General features: G+C 44.1%; 20 protein-coding genes. 10 read left to right on the plus strand and 10 right to left on the minus strand.

Going from position 1 to position 21,685, the window contains the following annotated elements:
• Nucleotides 1–122 precede the first annotated feature (122 nt).
• The 6 genes from srlR to srlA form a co-directional block, all read right to left on the minus strand.
• Nucleotides 123–899, minus strand: a complete 777-nt coding sequence (gene srlR, locus AACR75_RS02020) for a glucitol operon DNA-binding transcriptional repressor SrlR (RefSeq protein ID WP_013868510.1) — start codon at nt 897–899, stop codon at nt 123–125.
• A gap of 82 nt (nt 900–981) precedes the next feature.
• Nucleotides 982–1,338, minus strand: coding sequence for a transcriptional regulator GutM (locus AACR75_RS02025; protein WP_013868509.1), 357 nt, complete (start codon nt 1,336–1,338; stop codon nt 982–984).
• Nucleotides 1,339–1,433: 95 nt separating this feature from the next.
• Nucleotides 1,434–2,213, minus strand: a complete 780-nt coding sequence (gene srlD, locus AACR75_RS02030) for a sorbitol-6-phosphate dehydrogenase (protein ID WP_013868508.1) — start codon at nt 2,211–2,213, stop codon at nt 1,434–1,436.
• Nucleotides 2,214–2,271: 58 nt separating this feature from the next.
• The gene (locus AACR75_RS02035) at nt 2,272–2,634 is read right to left on the minus strand and encodes a PTS glucitol/sorbitol transporter subunit IIA (RefSeq protein WP_047688413.1); all 363 of its coding nucleotides are present in this window, start codon (nt 2,632–2,634) and stop codon (nt 2,272–2,274) included.
• A 12-nt stretch (nt 2,635–2,646) separates the two neighbouring features.
• Complete coding sequence (gene srlE, locus AACR75_RS02040) at nt 2,647–3,639, minus strand: PTS glucitol/sorbitol transporter subunit IIB (RefSeq protein ID WP_047688415.1); 993 nt, start codon at nt 3,637–3,639, stop codon at nt 2,647–2,649.
• A gap of 13 nt (nt 3,640–3,652) precedes the next feature.
• Nucleotides 3,653–4,201 (minus strand): PTS glucitol/sorbitol transporter subunit IIC, encoded by a 549-nt coding sequence (gene srlA, locus AACR75_RS02045; protein WP_047688418.1) that lies wholly within the window; start codon nt 4,199–4,201, stop codon nt 3,653–3,655.
• A 674-nt stretch (nt 4,202–4,875) separates the two neighbouring features.
• Here srlA and AACR75_RS02050 point away from each other — a divergent pair.
• A complete protein-coding gene (locus AACR75_RS02050; protein WP_026027796.1) occupies nt 4,876–5,220 on the plus strand; it encodes a helix-turn-helix domain-containing protein in 345 nt (114 codons plus the stop codon).
• Here AACR75_RS02050 and AACR75_RS02055 read toward each other — a convergent pair whose 3' ends face one another.
• The 3 genes from AACR75_RS02055 to AACR75_RS02065 all read right to left on the minus strand — a co-directional run bounded on the left by AACR75_RS02055 (nt 5,221) and on the right by AACR75_RS02065 (nt 8,833).
• On the minus strand, nt 5,221–5,937 hold the full coding sequence (locus tag AACR75_RS02055) for a hypothetical protein (protein WP_047688420.1): 717 nt from the start codon (nt 5,935–5,937) through the stop codon (nt 5,221–5,223).
• The gene (locus AACR75_RS02060) at nt 5,934–7,907 is read right to left on the minus strand and encodes a lipase family protein (RefSeq protein ID WP_231564166.1); all 1,974 of its coding nucleotides are present in this window, start codon (nt 7,905–7,907) and stop codon (nt 5,934–5,936) included. The genes AACR75_RS02055 and AACR75_RS02060 overlap by 4 nt, the downstream gene beginning before the upstream one ends.
• A 65-nt stretch (nt 7,908–7,972) precedes the next feature.
• A complete protein-coding gene (locus tag AACR75_RS02065; RefSeq protein WP_017046958.1) occupies nt 7,973–8,833 on the minus strand; it encodes a DUF4123 domain-containing protein in 861 nt (286 codons plus the stop codon).
• 507 nt (nt 8,834–9,340) lie between these two features.
• Between AACR75_RS02065 and ylqF the strand changes: the two genes are divergently transcribed.
• The 6 genes from ylqF to AACR75_RS02095 all read left to right on the plus strand — a co-directional run bounded on the left by ylqF (nt 9,341) and on the right by AACR75_RS02095 (nt 16,143).
• Nucleotides 9,341–10,285 (plus strand): ribosome biogenesis GTPase YlqF, encoded by a 945-nt coding sequence (gene ylqF / locus AACR75_RS02070; RefSeq protein ID WP_013868498.1) that lies wholly within the window; start codon nt 9,341–9,343, stop codon nt 10,283–10,285.
• A gap of 224 nt (nt 10,286–10,509) precedes the next feature.
• Nucleotides 10,510–11,655, plus strand: coding sequence for an efflux RND transporter periplasmic adaptor subunit (locus AACR75_RS02075; protein WP_047688424.1), 1,146 nt, complete (start codon nt 10,510–10,512; stop codon nt 11,653–11,655).
• A complete protein-coding gene (locus AACR75_RS02080) occupies nt 11,645–12,931 on the plus strand; it encodes a TolC family protein (protein WP_047688426.1) in 1,287 nt (428 codons plus the stop codon). The genes AACR75_RS02075 and AACR75_RS02080 overlap by 11 nt, the downstream gene beginning before the upstream one ends.
• Entirely contained in the window at nt 12,928–14,145 is a 1,218-nt protein-coding gene (locus AACR75_RS02085; RefSeq protein ID WP_013868495.1) for an ABC transporter permease, read from the plus strand. Before AACR75_RS02080 ends, AACR75_RS02085 begins: the two co-directional genes overlap by 4 nt.
• A 2-nt stretch (nt 14,146–14,147) precedes the next feature.
• Entirely contained in the window at nt 14,148–15,431 is a 1,284-nt protein-coding gene (locus AACR75_RS02090; RefSeq protein ID WP_047688428.1) for an ABC transporter permease, read from the plus strand.
• Nucleotides 15,424–16,143, plus strand: coding sequence for an ABC transporter ATP-binding protein (locus tag AACR75_RS02095; RefSeq protein ID WP_047688431.1), 720 nt, complete (start codon nt 15,424–15,426; stop codon nt 16,141–16,143). Before AACR75_RS02090 ends, AACR75_RS02095 begins: the two co-directional genes overlap by 8 nt.
• 116 nt (nt 16,144–16,259) lie before the next feature.
• On the opposite strand, the gene AACR75_RS02100 is transcribed toward AACR75_RS02095, so the two are convergent.
• Entirely contained in the window at nt 16,260–17,246 is a 987-nt protein-coding gene (locus tag AACR75_RS02100) for a CobW family GTP-binding protein (protein ID WP_047688433.1), read from the minus strand.
• A gap of 493 nt (nt 17,247–17,739) precedes the next feature.
• On the opposite strand from AACR75_RS02100, the gene clcA reads away from it, so the two are divergent.
• The 3 genes from clcA to cqsA all read left to right on the plus strand — a co-directional run bounded on the left by clcA (nt 17,740) and on the right by cqsA (nt 21,641).
• On the plus strand, nt 17,740–19,137 hold the full coding sequence (clcA, locus tag AACR75_RS02105) for a H(+)/Cl(-) exchange transporter ClcA (RefSeq protein ID WP_047688435.1): 1,398 nt from the start codon (nt 17,740–17,742) through the stop codon (nt 19,135–19,137).
• A gap of 148 nt (nt 19,138–19,285) precedes the next feature.
• A complete protein-coding gene (locus tag AACR75_RS02110) occupies nt 19,286–20,260 on the plus strand; it encodes a TDT family transporter (RefSeq protein WP_013868491.1) in 975 nt (324 codons plus the stop codon).
• A gap of 199 nt (nt 20,261–20,459) precedes the next feature.
• Nucleotides 20,460–21,641: an alpha-hydroxyketone-type quorum-sensing autoinducer synthase gene (gene cqsA / locus AACR75_RS02115; RefSeq protein ID WP_013868490.1), complete on the plus strand. Its 1,182-nt coding sequence runs from the start codon at nt 20,460–20,462 to the stop codon at nt 21,639–21,641.
• Nucleotides 21,642–21,685: the final 44 nt, after the last annotated feature.

The following is a 21,685-nucleotide window of genomic DNA, read 5'->3' on the forward strand; positions in this document are numbered from 1 at the left end:
ACAGGGTCTATCGGATTTTTACATAAAGGTAGGATCATTCAACTGATCTGCCGATTAAAGTCTTAACTGATCGGCATTAAAGCCAACTGGCCTCCTTTCATAAATGGGGTTTATGGAGTGACTTAGGAGCCAACGGTGATCACTTGGATACCTTTCTCTTCCAAATACGTCCGATCCTCTGCTGCGATAAGGTTATCTGTGACAACTATATCGATTTTATCTAGCGGAACCACCACGTTAGGGCTACGACGGCCAAACTTACTTGAATCGGTCACGACAATGATCTGATTGGCTGCTTGGCACATCGCCTGGCTGACTTGATACGCTTCGTTGTAGGTTGTTGTTCCCTGCGCAAGGTCAAAACCATCAGCACCAATAAAGAGTTTATCGAAAGAAAACTGTTTAAATGCTTGCTCTGCCAGAGTGCCATGGAAAGACGCTGATTTTCGGCGATACGTTCCGCCCGGAACCAATACAGTATGTTCCGCATCCAAATTCGCTACTGCGTTTACGATGTGAATACTGTTCGTCATCAATGTCAGTGACATCACCTGTTCAAAATGCGGCACCATCTGCAGTGTGGTACTGCCACAGTCCAGAATGATCGAATCCCCGTCCTTGACCAGTTGTGAAGCGGCTTTAGCGATTAAGCATTTACGTTCAAGGTTCACCGTCTGCTTTTCATCCATCGAACGGTCTTCCAAAATGACACTATTAGCGATACAAGCTTCAGCTGCTCCGTAACGGCGAATAACAAGCCCTTCTTCCTCTAACGAACGTAAATCACTGCGTATTGTAGCTCCTGATGTTTCAAAGGTATCGGCCAGATCATTCACTGACGTTTTCCCATTAACACGCAGATAATCCAGCAACTGCGCTCTTCTGTTATCTAAATTCATAGCATCAACTTCATTATTAAACTGATAGCAGTTTACAATAGTTCCCTTTCAACTTAAAAGGAAAAGGGGGAACATTCTTTCATTACTGCCTAGAAATTGCGACGTTTAACGCTTCTTGAACATTAGAATCCAGTTGAAATATGAGTGATTCAGGGATAGGTAGTGATTGACCAATGAGTTGATCTAGTGTCTTTGGTCTAGCAAATACAGAAATACCCTTCATCACTTGGGCATCTACAACATGCTGATCTTCATCTTCAACCAACACCAGTACGGTACGCGGTTTCCATCGGCTTTGGGTGCGGCCTATCTTGACTTTCCCTTTATGAGTCATAGATTGAAGCATCCGATTAAAAGATCGAATCTGCAAATAACCTAAGACGATCTGTATCATCCAAGCTCCTGCAGCAAAATAAATAAGTACAGTTGTTGAGTCCATCTCATACCTCTTGTCAAAAAGGGGCAAGCATAACGCCTGCCCAATATAAGCTGCCCTTATTCTAGGAGCATAGGGCTTAATCCATGGGGGATGGATTAGAACATTACCTGACCGCCTGTAATATTGATCGATTGACCAGTACAATAGGCGGCTTCATCGCTGGCGTAAAACTTCAGTACATTGAGAACATCCTGATATTCACATCCTGCCTTAAGTGGCACTTTATCGATATAAATCTGTTCAACCTCTGATTCCGGTACACCCAATTTTTTCGCATACTGAGGTAGCAGTGATTGGAACATAGGGCTTTTCAACAAGTTACCCAACATCAAAGAATGCACCGTGATTTTGTGTTCCGCTAAATCTAACGCAAGTGACTGAGTCAGGCCAACCCCACCAAATTTGGCCGCTGAGTAACCACTGTTATGCTTTGAACCCACTTTACCCGACTTTGAGTTGATCTGAATAATGCGCCCACCACGTTGTTCACGAATCATTACTTTTGATACTTCTCGTGCACAGAGGAAATACCCCGTTAGGTTTACGTCAATCGATAGCTGCCAAGCAGTCAATGGAAAACCGTCAATCTTGCCAGCCTGAGCCACACCAGCACTGTAAACCAGCAGATCAATCCGTCCAAAAAATTCATCTATTTGCCTAACCATATTCACTACACTTTGCTCTTTGGTAGCATCTACCTCCACACCCAGTGCTGTAGCCTGACCGTATTCTTGATTAATTCTATTAGCCACCTTTTCAGCACTGCAACCATTTAAATCGGCGACCGCAACTCGGTAACCTTCATTAGCCAAACCTAAGCACAGAAATTCACCTAGAGTCTGACCACCACCAACCACTAACGCAACTTTACTCATAACTTACACCTTACTTAGAGGGTGCCCCATCGTAGGCATAGAGCACCCATACTGACTATTAATTTAAAAAGACAATTTCATCACCGCAGCGCACTTGCTGAGGTCGATCACCATTGACATGAAGACAACCCGGATATTCAGCTTCAACTAAGGCATCAAACCGTATGGTAATGTGCCCAAGTTCTGCAAGGTTTTGATTGACCACCTCACCAACCGCTGTAATCGGATACTGATACCTTCCCAATTGCATCACACCACCGGGTTTGATATTCCCCTTGAGTGCGTCATGCGAGTGGATGAAGCAATACTCTGCCGCATCTTTTGGGGCAATATTACTGAAGATGATCATCATATCGTCTTCCAACGCACTATTGGCAAACTCACCAATGCTCTCGATCTTGACTTGATATAGTGGCGACATTGCTCTCCCCTCCTATTGATAGATAAATAGAGACACAAACCAAGCCAGTAGAACGGTAGGTGCGCCCGTAAGGAAGCGTGAATACAGTACCGAAGGAACACCTATTTCAACGGTTCTCGGCTTAGCTTCTGCCATACCCAACCCAACCGGGATGAAATCACAAGCCGCTTGAGCATTGATGGCAAATAAAGCGGGCAACGCGAGATGTGGTGGTATATTGCCAAGACCAATTTGGGTGCCGACTAAAACACCAATAACTTGAGCGATAACCGCACCGGGGCCAAGGAATGGAGAAAGCAGCGGGAACGAGCAGATCAACGCGAGCGTTACTAACCCTAGTGGATTTTGCGCCAAAGGCGTCAATACATGCGCGATCACATCGCCCAAACCAGAGGCAATGATCACCCCAATCAGCATTGAGACGAATGCCATAAACGGCAAAATCGTTTTCAAAATGGTATCAATGGCTTCACGCCCAGCTTGGTAGAAGGTCGCCATCACCGACCCCATCCCAATGCCAATCCGAGCCAACAAGCTGTCACTTTGCTGAGTTAGTTTTTTACTCGTATCGTATTTGTTTGTCGCCAGACTCTCGTTAGAGAGTTCATCTCTTAGTGGTGGTTGCATTGATCCACCCTCGCTACCTACTAGTTGAATGTCACGCTCACGCACACCCGATACATAAATATCTTCAGTGATGAATTCAGCCAATGGTCCGCTTTTACCCGTAGCGTGAATATTAACTGTCGGTATACGTTTTTTGGGATACAAACCGCAGCGCAATGTTCCACCACAGTCGATGACCGCAACGCCAATTTCTTCATCGGGCACACTAGTTTTAAAACCATCAACCGCTTCATAACCGGTAAGCTCAACAATACGGTCGACAATCGCAGGGCGAGTACCACCCGTAATGTAAAACACCTTTTTATTGGCTTCGATCGGCAACTCTAATGGGCCACCCCAACCGCCACTACCTTTCTGTATACGTAATACTTTCGTCATTTTTATTGCCCCATTAACCTACGTGAACCTGACGCTCTAACTGAACACCCTGTTGACGTTCAACCATAGTTGTAGTGAAGTCAGTGACCCACCCACGGAAGAAATTAGTCACCATACCAACCAACAAATAGCTAACCGCAAGAGGTCCAAGCGGCAGACCGAGCGTTGTCAGGCCACTAGCAATACCTAGATAGACAAACAACTCACCAGGGTTAATGTGCGGAAACAAACCATTCATCGAGTGACAGCTATATGAAGCCGCCGCGTAATAGGAAGGTTTATAATGTTCAGGTAAAAAACGACCGAGACTCAATGTCATCGGGTTACAGAAAATGAAGGTGCCGATAACTGGCAATATCAAATAGCGAGAGATTGGGTTGCCAGCACTACTCTGTGCCAGTTTCTCCACTCGTTCTTGACCCACCAATCGGATAAGCGCATTCATCGCCACCAGCAGTGCAATTAGTAAAGGTAAAATACCGGTTACCATCCCCGTAAACACCTCTCCTCCTTTTTGAAATAGTCCGATAAACCATTCCGCTCCGTGAATTATCCATTCCATAATCAAACCTCATTGTTGTTATTGGCTTAGTGTCAAAGTACGTATTTATACTTCCACTTTACATTTCAAATTAAAAGAATTCACTTTCATTTTAATGACGGTGATCACGAAATAATTTTCACAACGAAAACAAGAACAACGAAATAACAAGGGATGAAAACGAATTAACAACCAAGAGGCATCACCCATTCCTGAGCGACTTTAAACACTAAAAATCAATAACCCCAAAATCCGAACCAAACATAACTCATTGTATTTAATAGATATTAAACACAATAAGCTTTTATTAGGCCGCATTCGACAGGTATTATCTGACCGTAAAAACGCCACGACTCATCAGTATCATGATTAAAATAACTACAGACAATCCTTAAAGCAGTTTAATCAGAGCCACGCACTAATTTTCAAACCAAAAGAAACAACAGGAATATTACAAACCTGCTTTCAGTATAAAAGCCCATAAAGCAGGCTGTAAGCGCTACTGAATCACGCTTTACATTTTTTGATACGGTGGCTCGATATCAAATAGGAAGAACCCGAGAGCAGGAAAGAGTTTTGGTAGGGAAATTGATTAAAAATTTAAACTGGCCTTAACCTCTCATTGACACTACCTCAACTCGTTTTTGTCACTCTGCACACCACCAATAAAGGTGATAACAAAAAGAGGATGGACTATGGTGTTTAGCGAAGAGGATCGCCAAGCCTTATACAATGTATGGATGTCACAAAAGGCTAAAATGCATTTGACTCAGATGGAGATGGCTAAGCGACTTAACCTTACTCAACTTGAGTTCTCACATCTTTTACGAGGGGATAGCTCTTTATCGATGACGTTTATCAGTCAATTCTGTCGTCATCTACATATTGAGCCGCACAGGGTACTACCGAGTTTGAAACAGACCGCCACCAGCGAGGTAAAAGCGATCTGTTTAAAAAACCGAATAAGTGTTGATGGTGATATCCAGCATGTTTCTATAGAAGGTAATCAAGTGATCATTGAATACATTCATTATGCCTAATTATTGCTCTACAGCGACTTGTTCTTGCACTAACGGCTCAGAGCGGTAATTCTCACCGGCTAAAATATCGTAATGAATCACAGTGTCGTTATTAAATTTCGAGAAATCGTAGTAGACGGTGTAGGCGTTGAATTCTTGATCTTGGCTTTTTTTCTTACCATCAATGTAGTAATAACAACCAAAGCCATTTGTCCATCGATTGAACTTTTCAGAGTAATATGGCTCACAATTTTTTGCCTCGATAAAAGTACTAAATGATAAAGGCTTTTCGTTATTTTTATTAGTCTTATAAAGACGCAATTTAGCAAAGCCAACTTGGTCAAAATCATTTTTTGCTTCGACTTCTATTTGGTGTAATTTCATATCACAACCAGAAGAGATAAAATTATGAAAAGGAAGCCTTATCTCATAGCTGTCATTACTTTCCGAAAAGTTATGTTCAAATAATATATCTGCTTTTCCACCTTTCCTTTTCTTACCATCCGAGGCACTCCAAGAAAATGATTTACATGTTTCACCACCGCCAAAAAATGTACCATAAGCGGTTATATCTGCATCTATCGGTTTTTTCCCTCGAATCACAATATATTGATCTTCTGAAGAGGATCCAAACGGTGGCTGACGACTTTCATACCATTCCGCTAGCGGATAAACCACGTAAAACATAACTATGGAAAACCCAATAACTGCAAAGATAACTTTAAATCCAGTCTTCATTGTAACTGTTCCTTGATAGTAGTACTTATATCATTTTTATCACCAAACAATAATGATTCCCTTGGCAATTGTGAAGGATTATTTATTAACGAATTTAGTTCTTTCTTCGTCCGTTGCAAATTTAAAATAATTGTATTCGTAATACCTTGCTCCAGTCTTAAACTGAGTCTTTTCGCTTCTCCAACATGATATGGAATACTCAGACTAGCAGCAAGTTCATGTGAAATCTGGTGATAAGCCTTTGTAAGATGAGCTTCCGTATACTCTAACTCGTCACTTGCTTCTTTATATGTGTTAGATAAATAATCGTTCAATAATATATTAAGCTGTGCTTTTAAGTTTGGTATATATTCTGACATCATATGATCTAACCCTGAATCGATAATGGTGCTAGCATAACCATTAATATCAACATGTTCTTTGCGCAGTGAGTCAGCTAAAATAAATGAGTCATCTTGCTTATCAATCGCAAACGTCATGCTTTTAATATGTGTTTGGTAAGGCGTAAGCAACACTTGCTTTACCTTTTTTGGTTGGTGTTTTTCAATACTATAGGTTAATAGTTGAACCAAATTGCCATGATGGTGATAGTTATCATTGTCGTCATCAGTAACTCTATTAAACAATGAATCGGCCACATAGAGTAAAGGAGACGTACCTTTTAATATTTCCAATGGTAGAGGAACATTGCTTTCTTTTTTAGAATTTGTATTCATCCATTTAAATGGAACTTGTGGTACCAAATCATGGTTATTAACATGACGATAGTGGACAATATTATTAAATTTAGCAACAAAGGAATGAGTGCCAGTCCTTGGCATACCATATGTAAATAGTTTTAAATTATTTGATCTATAGTTTTTTTGTATTAGAGCTGAGATAATCAGAGCGCCTGCACCACCTAAACTATGACCACAAATGTAGAATTTCTTATCTGAGTGGTACTTAAGGATATCATCAGATAATGGAATCCATAGTCCTTTTGCATATTGATAAAAACCTTTATGTAGATAGGCATTATCTAGTTCGGGTATTGCTATTTGAGATGCATCTAAATCAGACATGACATCTTGATAACCTGGAGACTGTAAAAAGGCTCGGGTTCCATCAAGACCTTCAATTATTCTAAAGGCTACAGGATTTAACATTTTAACAGGTTTTGTGGTGTTTTTATCGGCTAATTTAACAATTTCTTCATTTCCGAAATATGTTTGGGTTCCACGCACTCCAATAATAGCTATATCACTATTACTTAAAATATATCCTTCACAACCAATAAGCTTATCGTTATAAAATTTATATTCCAGATGCTTAGAATAGGGTATCTCTCGTAACAGCCAAGTCTCTTTCGATGATGCACAATATTGAGGTCTATTACCTTGCTTTAGCTGCTTGATAATGAAATCAATTCCTCCATCTTCTAAGCTTGGATTTTCACCATCAGGAATACCAAATTCATCACTCGCATAAGCCAGCTGTGACAACAACGCAAAGGTATAACTATTCACCAAACTAAATTCATCGGTATCAATAATTACTGGCATATAACTGCGCAGTGCTTTGATTTCAAAAACGTAACTTTGGTTGTGGCTAAGGCTGAACCCTGCTTTTTCCGCAGAGGCATTGGTATCTATCCCTTTATGATGCTCTTGCAAAAACTCATCTTGAGGGGCTTCATCCCAAAAATCACCTATCGTGGTGCTGTGATACCGTTTCGGGTTTTTCTCAGCAGCATCACGCTCTGCCGATGCACGGATTTTCACTGGCGACTCTTGCCCTTCTTTACGGCTGGCGTACTTTTCGACTTCGCTTAACAAAGAGGCTTGGCTGACGGAAGCACGCCATTCACCTGCGACAATATTTGCAAATAATACTTTACCAGCGCTGGTGGTTTGCGTGTGTGTGTTGGAGGTAATTTTGTTCGTAATGGTGACGGCAAGGCCATCAATCGGTTCATCGTTTTCACTCATGAACTCCAGTTCCAACCAGTTTTTCTCGGGGTTGCACTGCACGCAATGGTTAAATGAATCCATGATTATCCCTCATGTTGTAATTGGCGACTTAAGGCATGCAGAGCGTATTTAATCTCTTCATTTTGATTGTCTTTGATCAGTTCTATCATGCTAGGCTGAGCCAAGTATTCGTTGCCCATAATCGCCGCGATGGCCGCACTCATCACACGATACGTTAAGGTTTGCTCAGCAGCAGAGAGAAACGGTGTGAGCATGGAAGCGATATCACGCCCTTGGGTTAAGTGCTGGTCCATTGCCTTGGGGAAATGCTGCCATAACCAAGATTCAAGGTTAGCTTTTAACAAAGGTAAGTTCTCTTGTTTATCAAGATGATGCGCTTTTATCACCCACCAAGAGCCTTGCTGAGCATTAAATGGCGCGTGCGAGGTGTTGTCAAACGTGACTAAGTGACCTTGATCTCGATCGTGGCCTTGGTCTCCATTATCTAATGCAGCCAATTGATTGATATTGCCCAAAAACTGGTTCACTTCTGATTGGTCCATTCGCGCTAACATAGCAATAATGACCGACCTATCGTAAAAGCGAAACATCACTTCCTCGCCTTCTAATCCGGCAATTAATAAACTGCGAAGATGCTGCAAAACTTCATCACCCACGGCATGGCTTGACAGCCCAATACCCTGTTCAAGTAACGCTTCAGGGAGCGACAATATCGATTCAGAAACAGGGATTAACCATGGAGAGAGTGGCATCACCTCAGTAAACATTGCACCATAAAACAGAGGCACGGCTTCTTCAAATCCAAAGCCCCCATTTTGCTGTAAGGCCTGCTTGTGAAGCTTGCGATCAACTAACCAATAGCGATGATTTTGCTGCTGTTGAAACCAAGAGAGGATCATGACGGTTTCCCCTGCGTAGAGCATAATCTTACGGCTGGCATATGGGCTTGCTCTGCGTTTAATAACGCTTGGTAAGAAATGGTTCGAAGAGCGGCTGGCATGGTTTGGTCCTTTTTCGTGAATCGCATCGCATAATGTAATGCCTCACTAAGCAAAAGTAATGCCAGTGTTAAATTATTATATTTCAATAGGTTAACTTTATCGTTTGACTACTTGAGCAATAAATTGCTCCGCTGGGCAAAAACTTGCTTAACCAAGCACGATCTGACCGAATTTTTGCTCGATTCAGTGCTCTCTCACCGACAAGAGATGTAACTGCACGAGCGTCGTCAATCCTAAGCCATCTCATCATTGACAGAACACGTAAAGTTCACCGCACAGCTTAGATTCCAGCCTCGCCAATTAAATGTTAACATCATCACATCTAAAACTGCGGTGGTTATCAGTAAACCTTGTTGATGATTCTCATAAACATCAATAAAAACTCTCTTCCTCCACCAGCAGAATTTTTACATTAAAAGGCAGTTTCAAATGGTTAACAACACAATTCAATGGTTTCCGGGACACATGCATAAAGCACGTAAGGAGATCGAAGAGGTCATTCCGCAAGTTGATGTGATTATCGAAGTGTTGGACGCTCGTATCCCGTTTAGCAGCGAGAATCCACTTATCTCCCATTTGCGTGGTAATAAACCGTGTGTGAAGGTACTCAATAAACGTGACCTAGCAGACCCAGAAATGACGCAATTGTGGATCGACCATTTTGAGAAAGAACAAGGGGTGAAAGCAATGGCGGTCACCACGTCTAACCCTCAAGAAGTGCATAAAATCATGGAGCTTTGCCGTAAGTTGGCACCACATCGTGAAGAAGTGGGGAAAAATATTCGCACCATGATCATGGGCATCCCGAACGTCGGTAAATCAACCATCATCAATACGTTAGCCGGTCGCGCTGTGGCTCAAACAGGTAACCAACCCGCCGTTACTCGCCGCCAACAACGTATCAATTTGCAAAATGGCATTGTGCTGTCCGATACTCCGGGAATTTTATGGCCTAAAGTGGAAAACCCACACAGTGGTTTTCGCCTAGCTGCTACTGGCGCGGTAAAAGATACTGCAATGGAATATGAGGATGTAGCCTTTTATACTGTTGAGTATTTAGCGCAAGCTTATCCTGAGCGTTTGCAAGAGCGTTATCAAATCGATGAGCTACCTCAATCTGATGTGGAATGGATGGAAGAAATTGGCCGCAAACGTGGTGCTTTGCGCCCCGGTGGCCGTATTGATCTGCACAAAGCGTCGGAGATCCTACTGCATGAATTGCGCCAAGGTATTCTCGGCCAAATTACTCTTGAACGCCCTGAGATGATCACCAAAGAGTTAGTGGAAGTGGAAGAACGAGCGGCCAGAGAAGCCGAGGAAAAAGCAGCCAAAAAAGTAGAGCGTCGTAAACGTTATTTGCGTAATAAGCGCTAAATTCCTCTCGGATCCCTTCTACACTACACCTCATTTCTACTATTACCATCAGGGCGGTCAATGATCGCCCTTTTCATCAGAACAGACAACTGTATGCTGTTTGCTATTTCTAGCTGACATTATCATGACAAATCAATACAGGTTTTTATGCGCTACTTCTATAGCATGAAGGAACCTTCTGATGACACTCAAGTCATACCACCATTGTTTATTTTCTCCTTGATATGGAATTGTTCATGAAAAAGCGTTGGGCCATCGCGGTAATTAGCGCCGCCTTAATCAGCGGGGGCTATTACCTAACTACCAATAGCAATGAATCTCTCTCGGCTTTCCCCACTCTGACGGTCGAACAGGGAAATATTGCCAAACAGGCAATCGCTGTTGGCCAAATCGTGCCAGCTCACTCGGTATCTATAAAATCGCAAATTGAGGGGATTGTCGGCGAAATTTATCATCGGGTCGGTGAACAAGTTACCTTGGGCACGCCTTTGATCAAAGTGCGTCCAAATCCAACACCGCAAGCGTTAACCGACGCAACCACCGCTTTAATGCAAAGTGAGGCGAGCTTAGATTCCGCCAAACAGACGCTGGCAAACTTGCAGCAGTTAGTTGAACAAAAGATTGTGCCGGAAAACTACGGTGAGCTAATCCAAGCAAAATCAGAGCTGAAATCAAAACAAGCCGAAGTGCAACAAAAAAGGCAGAACCTTGAGCTGATCCGCAGCGGTGAAGCATCGGTTGGCGATTCGAAACTCACGTCCACACTCGTCGCCCCCATTGATGGCACCATTTTAAACTTAAAAGTGGAAGTGGGAGAGCCGATCATCTCCACGGCCTCAAGCCAAGCGGCGACTGAAATGATGTCGATTGCCGATATGAATGACATGATTTTCAAAGGCAGTGTCAGTGAACATGATGCGGCACAACTCGCCGCAGGGATGGCCGTCAACTTAACGTTAGCACCGTATCCAGAAGCAGAAATCAGCGGCGTATTAAGCAAAGTTGCGGTTCAATCTGATAAGTTGAATAACCCTAGTGATACCAAAACGACTAGCTTTGATAATGGATTTGAAGTGGAGATTAACCAGATTCGCTTTCCTGACAATATGGTGATTCGCTCGGGCTTTTCTGCTACCGCACAGATCACATTAAAGAGCGTGGAAAACGTCATCACCATTCCAGAACGCGCATTACGATTTAGCGGTGAAAAACCTGAAGTCTTGATCCCAGATCAGTCAGAACAAGGTTACCAAGTGCGCGCCGTAACCTTAGGTTTGTCCGATGGCATTAATGTGGAAGTGATTGCGGGTTTATCAGCGGACGATGTGATCATCGACAACAGTTTATTGGGAGGCAAAGATGGCCACTAAGCGCCCTTTTCAACGTAATGCGCTAGCAGCCGCGCTAATGACGTTCTGTGGCGCGGTGACTTTTTCAGCTCACGCCATCACTATTGAACAAGCTTGGCAAGCCGCAAAAGCTTTTGACCCTACTTATTCACAAGCACAGATCCAATCTCAAATCAGTGAAACAGAGGTCCGAAGCACCAAAAGTGCCTTGCTGCCTTCTTTTATCCTCAGCGCGGATACCTCATGGGATGACGATGGCAACAACACTAAAGGCTATGGTGCCACATTAAATCAAACCATTTGGGATAGCGCTAATTGGGCACAGCTCGACCAATCTCAAGCAAGCTATGTGGCATCACAATTAAAAGTGAAGACTGCACATAATGAGCTGGCTGCAACATTACTGTATGCCTATCTCGATCTCGCCAGCGCACAAGGCGATCTACAACTTGCTGAGCAAAAGTTCGTAGAAGGTGCAAAACTGCTGAAGATTACCGAGCAGCGCTACAAAGCAGGAAAAATTCGATCAACGGCATTGGAAGACATGCGTGCTAACCACGTCGATGAGCAAGCCGATATACTCAGTGCGCAAGCCGCTCTAGAAGAGAAAAAGTCAGCCCTTATCGCGCTCATCAATCAAGACCCACAGCACATTGACCAAATTAAAACGACCGACCTCATTGAACCGCCAATGCAAGTCAGCAGCGAAACTGAATGGTTAAAGCTTGCGCAGAATAACAGCCCTGAGTTATTGGCTGCCCAGCAGGAAGTCGCCGCTTCTGAATTTGGCCGAGATGCAGCCAAAGCCAAATATTATCCCACCTTATCTGGCAGTGTTTCTTACCAAGACAATGATCAGGGTCGAGATGGGGATCTCAGTACAGGTTTAAGCTTAAAAATTCCGTTGGATTTGAATGGTTCCACGCGCGCCACGGTCGATCAGGCTGCGCTGCAAGTCTTAAACGCCAAGCAAGTACTGCGCAAGGTAGATATCGAGATTAAACGCAAAATTCAAAGTGGCTTTAACCAAATCCATCTGGATTGGCGACAAGTGGAGATGGCTCAGTTACAAGTCAGCTCAAGAGAGCAAGCTTTAAAAAGTAAACAAACCGTTTATGAGTCAGGAATGACTGAAGCTTCTGATTTGATTGACGCCCATAACGCTCTGTTTAACAGTAAAAACAGTCTACAACGGCGATTGTACCAATATTGGAAGCAGCGGATTGGCCTGCTGCAAGCTGCTGGGCAGTTAGATGATGACGTGATCGCTTCGCTCTCTCAGGCTCTGCACTCATGATCTCAAGCCTACAGCAAGTCGTGCAAACGCTGCTTGCCCATCGGCTACGCAGCGCCCTCGCGGTCATTGCTATCGTTTGGGGTATTGTTTCTGTTTTAGTGCTCGTTGCCTTAGGTGAAGGATTTTATCGCGTCAATACACAATCTTTCGCGCTGTTAATGAGCGATACACAAATGGCTTTCCCCAGTCAAACCACCAAACCTTGGCAAGGCCTTGCGGCAAGACGAGCGATTACCCTTTCAGAGCCGGAAATGCGCGCTTTGGCACAGCACCCAAACATCAGCGCATTATCAGTTATCTACGGAAAATGGGATGCTAAAGTGACGAATGTAAAAGGCCGAATGCTTCCCGGTTACGTCAGCGGGATCGACTCTCAATTTTTAGCATTGCGCAACTTGCAACTGACCGCGGGGTCACGCGGCATTCACGCCAGCGATCAGCAAAACCATTCCCGAATTGCGGTGGTTGGTTGGCAGTTGGCACAAGTTGGTCAGCTATCCATTGGTGATACGATCAAAGTCAATACCATTCCCTTCTCGGTTGTCGGTATTACTCAGCAGCAAGAAGGGGGCATTTCGATAAACAATGAAAACAGCCAAGTGATGATCCCAAGCAGCGCTTTTACTGATCTTTGGCAAAGTGAGCCTGAATTTTTCCTTGTGCAGCCCGCCGCAGGGATACCAGCAGCGGTATTGCGCATGAACATCCTCTCTTTCTTCGCCAAACAGAAACATTTTGATCCGAGCGATACTGAGGCCATAAACCTACCTGACTTCAGTAGCGGCGCTCAGTTTTTCAATGCCTTGTTTCGAGGTATACAGCTGTTCTTAGGGGCAAGTGGAGCGATGACGCTTGCGGTCGGCGCTTTGGGCGTCGCCAATATCATGTTCCTTTCTGTCACGGAAAGAACGCGGGAAATTGGTGTGCGTTTAGCCATTGGCGCAACACCGAAGATCATTTTGCGCCAGTTTATTTTAGAAGGTGGGTTGCTAGTGGCATTAGGTGCAGTGTTCGGAATGCTCCTCTCCTATCTGGTGGTACTATTACTGAATTACATCGGCTTACCTGATTGGCTCGGCGAACCAGTCATCACTGTGCCAGCTCTAGGCTGGTCACTGCTCGTCACCACGTTGTTTGCACTGCTGGCTGCTTATTTCCCAGCAAAGCGTGCCGCCAATCTCACCCCCGTCATCGCCTTAAGTGCGAGGGCTTAATAATGATGTTACCTATCAGGCAAATTTATCAAGAGATGGCGGCCGAAAAACTGCGCTTGCTACTCACTATTTTAGCGGTGGCTTGGGGCACACTTTGCATCGCCACCATGCTCGCAACAGGCGAAGGATTACGCCAAGGGCTGACACGCTCATCACAAAGTGGCAATGGCAATTTACTCTATTTGACCGGGGGGTATGCCAGCCAGACCGCCGGACGCTTTTTTGAAGGGAAAGCCCTCTCTTTGCAAGCAGATGATGTTGAGCTTGTTCGCGCACTGCCCTTTATCCAACGCGCTGAAGTCAGCGCACAATGGGATAAACGCGTCAGCAATCAAGACAATGGCACCTGGCAGCGCCCACTAGCGGTTAACCCAGAATATCAGTCTTTAACTGGTATTGAGATAGCCAAAGGAGGGCGATGGATCAACCCGCTCGATAATCAACAGCAGCGTAAAGTGGTTGTACTCGGTTATAACGCCGCAGTGCAATTGTTCAATTCTGAGGATGGTTGGAGTTGGCTGGAACCCCAGACGCTGAGCATAAACCCTGTAGGTCAATTGATAAAAATAGGTGATGAAAACTTTACCGTTATCGGCGTGATAGCGCAGACAAGTGCAGAGGTAGAACAAGGAACCCCTATTGACTACGCGGTATTTGTGCCTTTTCGCACTTGGCAACGTTTTAACCCCAACGCAGCGATTGCAGCGATCAATGTGCAGCTCAATGCCACGGTTGATCGCGAAAAAGCCGCGCAAGTGATTAAGCAAGTGATCGCCAGAAAGTACGGTGCCAGTGCTTCAGACACGCAGCTCTTGCAAGTCGAAGACATGCTATTGAGGCAAAAAAGCATGCGCCGTTTCTTATTCGGTCTACAAGGCTTTTTGGGCATTATTGGGCTTATTACCCTCGGCGTAGCAGGCATTGGTATTGCCAATGTCATGTACGCCACGGTAAAACGATCCACGCGAGACATCGGTGTACGAATGGCCGTCGGAGCTACGCCAACCACTATCAAACTCCATTATTTAGTGCAAGCCTTGCTCACGATGTCACTTGGCGGTTTAGCTGGCTTAGGATCCACTTACGGGCTGATCACCTTATTAAGATACGCTCCCTTAGAAGGCAATATGCTGTTTGAGCAATTAGGGAAACCCTTACCCGAACTGTCGTTTTCGATTGTCTTTCTTGTGATCGCGGCGCTGGCGATTGTCGGTGTGATTGCCGCGTGGTTTCCCGCCAATCGCGCGGCTAGCATTACGCCATTAGAGGCATTACAAAGTGAATAAACAAAACTTACCGAACCTTGTTCAATTGACCAATATCAGCAAGCACTATCGCAGTGGTGAAGAGTTGGTCAAAGCATTAGACGGCGTTTCGCTATCGATTCAAAAAGGCGAATTTCTCTCTATTCTAGGGCCATCAGGCTCGGGTAAATCAACCTTAATGAATATCCTCGGTTGCTTGGATGTTCCTACATCGGGTGAATATCAGTTGGACGACAAGGCGGTCGCCTCGCTCAGCAGCCATCAATTGGCTCATATTCGTAATCAAAAAATTGGCTTTGTTTTTCAAAGTTTCAACCTGCTCGAATACGCTAATGCTCTCGATAACGTCGCCCTACCCTTGGTCTATCGCGGAGTAAAATTAAAAGAGCGCCGAGCACGTGCAGCAACACTATTAGAAAAAGTGGGGCTTGGCGATCGCATGCAGCATAAGCCCAACCAGCTCTCGGGGGGGCAAAAGCAGCGGGTGGCGATTGCGCGCGCGTTGGTCAATGATCCGCAAATTATCTTAGCCGACGAACCGACAGGTGCGTTAGATTCAAAATCAGGCGCTGAAATTGAAGCCCTGTTCAATGAGCTTCATCAAGAAGGACGGACGCTTATTGTCGTCACTCACGATCTCGCATTAGCGAAGCGAACTCACAGAATAGTGAATATCAAAGATGGGCAGATTTTATCTGATGAACGCGTTGATCACGCAACAAGGAAGCCATAAATAGCTAAACGCATTGTAAGAAGTTATAAAGTGAACGAGAAAGACGAAGCCGTTCCAGTTCGCCTTTCTTAGTTCATTTTTTCTTTGTTCTTTCTTTGTTGGTTTATCTTTGGATCCTATTGAGAGATACCCGCCAATCTCAGCAATACCGCTTCGAGTTGATCCCATGGCATGAGCTGTGAGTCAATCACTTCTAAGCGTGATTCAAACCCTTCTAAGCTCATCTCATTCACTGAAACGACTCCTTGGTTAATGTTGAAGGCGTAGCATCCTTTATCGGTATTGACGACCGCCTTAACACGTTCAGCGGTCAGGGCACTCAGCATAGAAAAGAGCTCATCAAAATCAAAATGGTATTCAGCGCCGATTAACCAACCACAACTGAAATAACCTTGGCCCCGATTTTCTTTGCGCACAAACGCTTTACCCGGCTGTAAGGCAAACTGTGGTTCTAACGAAGCATGATGATGGTGATGCGCTTCAATATGAGTAGAAGCTGCGCCGTGAAGACGTTCAATCTCTAATAATTCTAAAGGTAACTCACCTTGCTTGACTAACTTGCTAAAAATCTTCGCGGGTGATTGATCAGTCACCCAGTCATTAAACGCATCCACATCAGCACTAGTGCATTGATCCACTTTATTGCCAATCACCACATCACCACTGGCCAATTGGTCATTAAAATTTTGGTTGGATGTGTATTTTTCATTACGCAAGTTGCGCGGATCCACTAAAGTGATCGTGGCTTTTAAATCGACATACGGTGCATATTGATCAGAAGTTAAAGTTGCCACCACTTGCTTAGGGTGCCCAAGCCCTGTTGGCTCAATTAATAGACGATCGGGCTTTTGCCTAAGTAAGGCGTTAATTCCAACAGACATAGGAACACCCGCGGTACAGCACATACAGCCGCCCGGTACTTCTTTGATCAGCGCGCCTTGGTCAGACATCATTGCCCCATCAATACCAATTTCGCCAAACTCATTGACCAACACCGCCCACTTTTCATCAGCAGGTTTATTCTTCAATAAATTCAAAATGGCCGTCGTTTTTCCTACACCAAGAAAACCGGTAATAATGTTAGTTGGTACTTTTTTTGTCATGTCAGCACTCCTTTTGCGGCAGTATATACCGAAATAAGAAGCCAGTGCATGGTTTGCCAGTTAGACAGGCAACAATGAGCCGAGGTACATAAACGACAAAAGGCGCACTACGGTGAGCGCGCCTTTCCCCTCGTAACTCAATCGTGAGTTCGCGAATCGGGAGGACTATAGATGCAACCCGATCATAAACGAGGACATAGAATTGAAATATTGCTGATTCCATCCAAATTGTAGGTAAGGCTTGAATTCCTCCCTGTACGATATCTGAATCTGCCTTACGCTTTAACTATGGTTCATTTGGCTGGCTTAGCAAGGTTCAATCTCTGTTTTTTTAACTCATTTTAAACTCAGATCTCGTTTTTAGTAGAGAATCTCTCCATCTTCCAGATATGGAAATCAACATTGCAGCTTTGACGCTATAGTTAATCACTTTGGCGCGTATAATTCTGTAACAAAATATGTTCACATTTTACCAATCGAGGCCCTTTTTTACATGACCAAAAGAGAGAGATTGAAACAGTCACTGCTTGCAAAAGTTCCAAAAGATACGATTAACCAATTTATCTCCAAGGACAAAACACCACTCTCAATCCTTTTTCTTTCGCTCATTGTCGGTATTCTTGCTGGGATTGTTGGTACTTACTTTGAAGCCGCTGTGCACTTGGTTTCGGAAACACGCACCGAGTGGTTAAAAAGTGAGATTGGTAATATCTTACCCTTGTGGTTGGCCGCTTTTCTTATCAGTGCAGCGTTGGCGTTTATCGGTTATTTCCTTGTGCACCGGTTTGCGCCCGAAGCCGCCGGTTCTGGCATTCCTGAAATTGAAGGCGCGATGGATGGTATGCGCCCCGTTCGTTGGTGGCGAGTACTGCCAGTGAAGTTTTTTGGCGGTATGGGCGCCTTAGGTTCTGGTATGGTTTTGGGACGTGAAGGGCCCACGGTTCAAATGGGGGGAGCCATTGGCCGAATGGTGTCGGATATTTTCCGCATCAAAAATGACGATACCCGCCACTCACTCTTAGCATCTGGCGCAGCTGGAGGCCTAGCTGCCGCATTTAATGCGCCGCTGGCGGGCATCATGTTTGTGATAGAGGAGATGCGCCCGCAGTTTCGCTATACCCTCATTTCAGTACGTGCCGTCATTGTCTCTGCGGTGGCGGCAAATATCGTCTTTCGCGTGATTAATGGCCAACATGCTGTGATCCAAATGCCGCAATATCAAGCACCAGAGCTGGCTTCACTGTGGCTGTTTCTGCTGCTTGGGGGACTGTTTGGTATTTTCGGTGTGCTATTCAACCGTTTAATCACACTATCACAAGATATTTTTGCCAGAATTCATCGCAATGATCGTAAGCGATATTTACTCACGGGTTCACTATTGGGAGGCTGTTTTGGCTTAACTTTATTGTATATTCCAGAATTGACTGGGGGTGGCATCTCACTGATCCCTAATATCACCAATGGTGACTATGGTGCCGCTATCTTGCTGCTTTTGTTCATTGGCCGTATTTTTACCACCTTGATCTGCTTTGGTTCTGGTGCTCCGGGCGGGATTTTTGCGCCAATGCTGGCATTAGGTACTCTGTTTGGTTACGCCTTTGGCCTGATTGCGCAAGAACTGTTACCACAATTAGCGATTGACCCAGGAATGTTCGCCATTGCAGGCATGGGTGCACTGTTTGCCGCAACGGTTCGCGCACCCATTACAGGTATTTTATTAGTTATTGAAATGACCAATAATTATTATTTAATTTTACCGCTGATTATTACTAGCCTTGGCGCGGTTATTTTCGCTCAATTGCTTGGCGGCCAACCCATTTATAGCCAGTTGCTTCATCGCACCTTGAAAAATGCCAAGCTGCAACAACAAGATCTCCCACCAAAAGAGTAATCGTGAGACTCATGAATATTGACTCTGCTGCGAATTGTTATATCTAAGTAACAAATTAGAAGGTGAGATGTTGCACCACAACTCGATAAACTTGATAATGCGCTCGTTTGCTGGCTGCTAGAAATACATTATTCATTTTCTAGAGCAAATGATGACATGGAGTTTATCGTTGAACTGGAAAAGGTTAATTCAAGTACAAAGCACACCGCCCTCTCAAGCGGCGCTAGCATTAGGTGTGATCAGCCTCGGGCATGCGTGGGCGCTTTATATTCCCTCGGTCGGTCTCATTATTCGCCCCTATTTGGCACTGCTCGGTGCATTATTACTGCTGCCTGTCTTGCTAAAATACCTCACCAGCTTCAAGACATTCATGGAGGACATTCGCCACCCTCTTTCAGGTAGCTTGATGGCTCCAATGAGCATGACTTTACTGATCTTAAGTGATTATCTCGCTTTAATTTCACCGCTCATTGCTTATCCTATTTGGTTTACCGCGCTCTTGCTGCACTTCACCATGATGCTGCTTTTCTTCAGTTTTCAGGCCATGAACTTTAAAATCAGCCATATTGTACCAAGCTGGTTTCTTTATCCGGTTGGGTTAATCAGTAGCTCGCTCGCTGGCACGCAATTTGGCCACACTGTCTTTTCAGAAACACTCGTCTCTGTCTGTATCGCTATCTATTTTTTTATGCTGCCGTTAGTGTTATATCGTTTGGTGTTTGCTGGAATGTTACCTAAACGCGCACGCCCAACACTCGCGATTATGGCTGCACCTATTAACCTCACCCTCGCGACGTATTTGGTCAACTTCCCTCATCCTGATCCAATATTAACAGGCGCACTGGCTGGCATTGCCATCACCATGACACTGCTTATTTACCTTTGCTATATCCGTCTGCTCAGGCTCAAGTTTCAACCGTCTATTGCTGCTGTGACCTTCCCTTCTGTCATCAGTGCTATCGCCATGCATCGTTTAACCACCTTCTTTGAAGGACAGTACCCGCAATGGCACTGGTTACATCAATTTGGGTTATTTGAATTGACTATTGCTACTTTCTTAGTCGTTTGGGTTTCTATTGGTTATATAAAAATGTATTGGCCTGAATTATTTGCTAATAAATAAAAACCTAATATTTATCTTTAATTAAAAATTAATTAGGGCTGGATAAGCCTAGGCAATGACGAACAATATAAAAGACACTATACCTTAATTTGCAATAGCAGCCAAAATAATAAAAACTCACTCGTGACAATTTTAAATTAATATTCAATATATCCTTTGTCAGCTGGCATTTAATTAAAAACATATAAAGGATATAACCATGAATTCACGTAAGTGGAAACACGAACTACCGGCTTCTATACAATCTAGAATTGACTATTTTATCAATGATTTGATTAATGCAAATGCTAACGGAAAACACCTAGTCCTGGGGAAAAGGCCAACAAAAAACGATATAGTGTTACAAAGTAATGATTATTTAAGCTTGGCTGATCATCCATTAATTAAAGCACGGTTGAAAAACGCCATCGATAAAACACATGATAGTGTTTTTATGTCCGCTATTTTTCTACAAGATGAAGAGTCTAAACCTTCATTAGAAACGAAATTTGCAGAATTTGTAGGCTTTGATAGTTGCCTTCTTTCTCAATCAGGATGGAATGCTAATACAGCCTTGTTGCAAGCTGTGTGCGGGCCACAAAGTAACGTCTACATTGACTTTTTTGCTCACATGTCAATGTGGGAAGGTGCTCGTTATGCTAATGCCAATATTCACCCATTCATGCACAATAATTGTGAGCATTTACAAAAACTGATCGCTCGACACGGCCCAGGGCTCATCGTGGTTGATTCGATTTACAGCACTATCGGTACGATTGCACCACTCACCGATTTGGTCACTATCGCCAAAGAGTATGGATGCGCCATTTTAGTTGATGAGTCGCATTCACTTGGCACACATGGCGAAAAAGGTGCAGGACTTGTCAGTGAATTAGGGTTAACTGCAGAGGTTGACTTTATTACAGCTAGCCTTGCGAAAACATTCGCGTATCGCGCTGGCGCTATTTGGGCGAATAATAATGTGAATCACTGTATCCCTTTTGTGGGTTATCCCGCTATTTTTAGTTCAACTATTTTGCCTTATGAAGTCGAAGCGTTAGAAGCGACATTGGACATTATCAAATCAGCCGATTCTAAAAGAACTCAGTTGCACCGCAATGCACACACACTGCGTCGTGGACTAAATAGTATAGGGCTAAGCGTACGAAGTGAGTCCCAAATCATAGCGCTAGAAACCGGAGATGAACGAAATACAGAAAAAGTTCGCGATTATTTAGAAGAGAATCAAATATTTGGTGCTGTTTTTTGCAGGCCTGCCACTTCAAAGAATAAAAACATTATTCGGCTTTCGTTAAATAGTAATGTCACTGACTCACAAATTGACACCATATTAACCGTGTGTGAAAGGGCCCAAAATGATAGCAGTCTCTATTTCAAGTAAGTCACGCATCGACATACTAAACCAATGGTGCAATCTCAAATAAG

The sequence above is a fragment of the Vibrio sp. ZOR0018 genome, assembly GCF_963865925.1.
Lineage (GTDB): Bacteria > Pseudomonadota > Gammaproteobacteria > Enterobacterales > Vibrionaceae > Vibrio > Vibrio anguillarum.

Coding starts and splice junctions, on each gene's coding strand:
- srlR (WP_013868510.1), bottom strand. CDS start 899: ATGAATTTAGATAACAGAAGAGCGCAGTTGCTGGATTATCTGCGTGTT.
- AACR75_RS02025 (WP_013868509.1), bottom strand. CDS start 1,338: ATGGACTCAACAACTGTACTTATTTATTTTGCTGCAGGAGCTTGGATG.
- srlD (WP_013868508.1), bottom strand. CDS start 2,213: ATGAGTAAAGTTGCGTTAGTGGTTGGTGGTGGTCAGACTCTAGGTGAA.
- AACR75_RS02035 (WP_047688413.1), bottom strand. CDS start 2,634: ATGTCGCCACTATATCAAGTCAAGATCGAGAGCATTGGTGAGTTTGCC.
- srlE (WP_047688415.1), bottom strand. CDS start 3,639: ATGACGAAAGTATTACGTATACAGAAAGGTAGTGGCGGTTGGGGTGGC.
- srlA (WP_047688418.1), bottom strand. CDS start 4,201: ATGGAATGGATAATTCACGGAGCGGAATGGTTTATCGGACTATTTCAA.
- AACR75_RS02050 (WP_026027796.1), top strand. CDS start 4,876: ATGGTGTTTAGCGAAGAGGATCGCCAAGCCTTATACAATGTATGGATG.
- AACR75_RS02055 (WP_047688420.1), bottom strand. CDS start 5,937: ATGAAGACTGGATTTAAAGTTATCTTTGCAGTTATTGGGTTTTCCATA.
- AACR75_RS02060 (WP_231564166.1), bottom strand. CDS start 7,907: ATGAGTGAAAACGATGAACCGATTGATGGCCTTGCCGTCACCATTACG.
- AACR75_RS02065 (WP_017046958.1), bottom strand. CDS start 8,833: ATGCTCTACGCAGGGGAAACCGTCATGATCCTCTCTTGGTTTCAACAG.
- ylqF (WP_013868498.1), top strand. CDS start 9,341: ATGGTTAACAACACAATTCAATGGTTTCCGGGACACATGCATAAAGCA.
- AACR75_RS02075 (WP_047688424.1), top strand. CDS start 10,510: ATGGAATTGTTCATGAAAAAGCGTTGGGCCATCGCGGTAATTAGCGCC.
- AACR75_RS02080 (WP_047688426.1), top strand. CDS start 11,645: ATGGCCACTAAGCGCCCTTTTCAACGTAATGCGCTAGCAGCCGCGCTA.
- AACR75_RS02085 (WP_013868495.1), top strand. CDS start 12,928: ATGATCTCAAGCCTACAGCAAGTCGTGCAAACGCTGCTTGCCCATCGG.
- AACR75_RS02090 (WP_047688428.1), top strand. CDS start 14,148: ATGATGTTACCTATCAGGCAAATTTATCAAGAGATGGCGGCCGAAAAA.
- AACR75_RS02100 (WP_047688433.1), bottom strand. CDS start 17,246: ATGACAAAAAAAGTACCAACTAACATTATTACCGGTTTTCTTGGTGTA.
- clcA (WP_047688435.1), top strand. CDS start 17,740: ATGACCAAAAGAGAGAGATTGAAACAGTCACTGCTTGCAAAAGTTCCA.
- AACR75_RS02110 (WP_013868491.1), top strand. CDS start 19,286: ATGATGACATGGAGTTTATCGTTGAACTGGAAAAGGTTAATTCAAGTA.
- cqsA (WP_013868490.1), top strand. CDS start 20,460: ATGAATTCACGTAAGTGGAAACACGAACTACCGGCTTCTATACAATCT.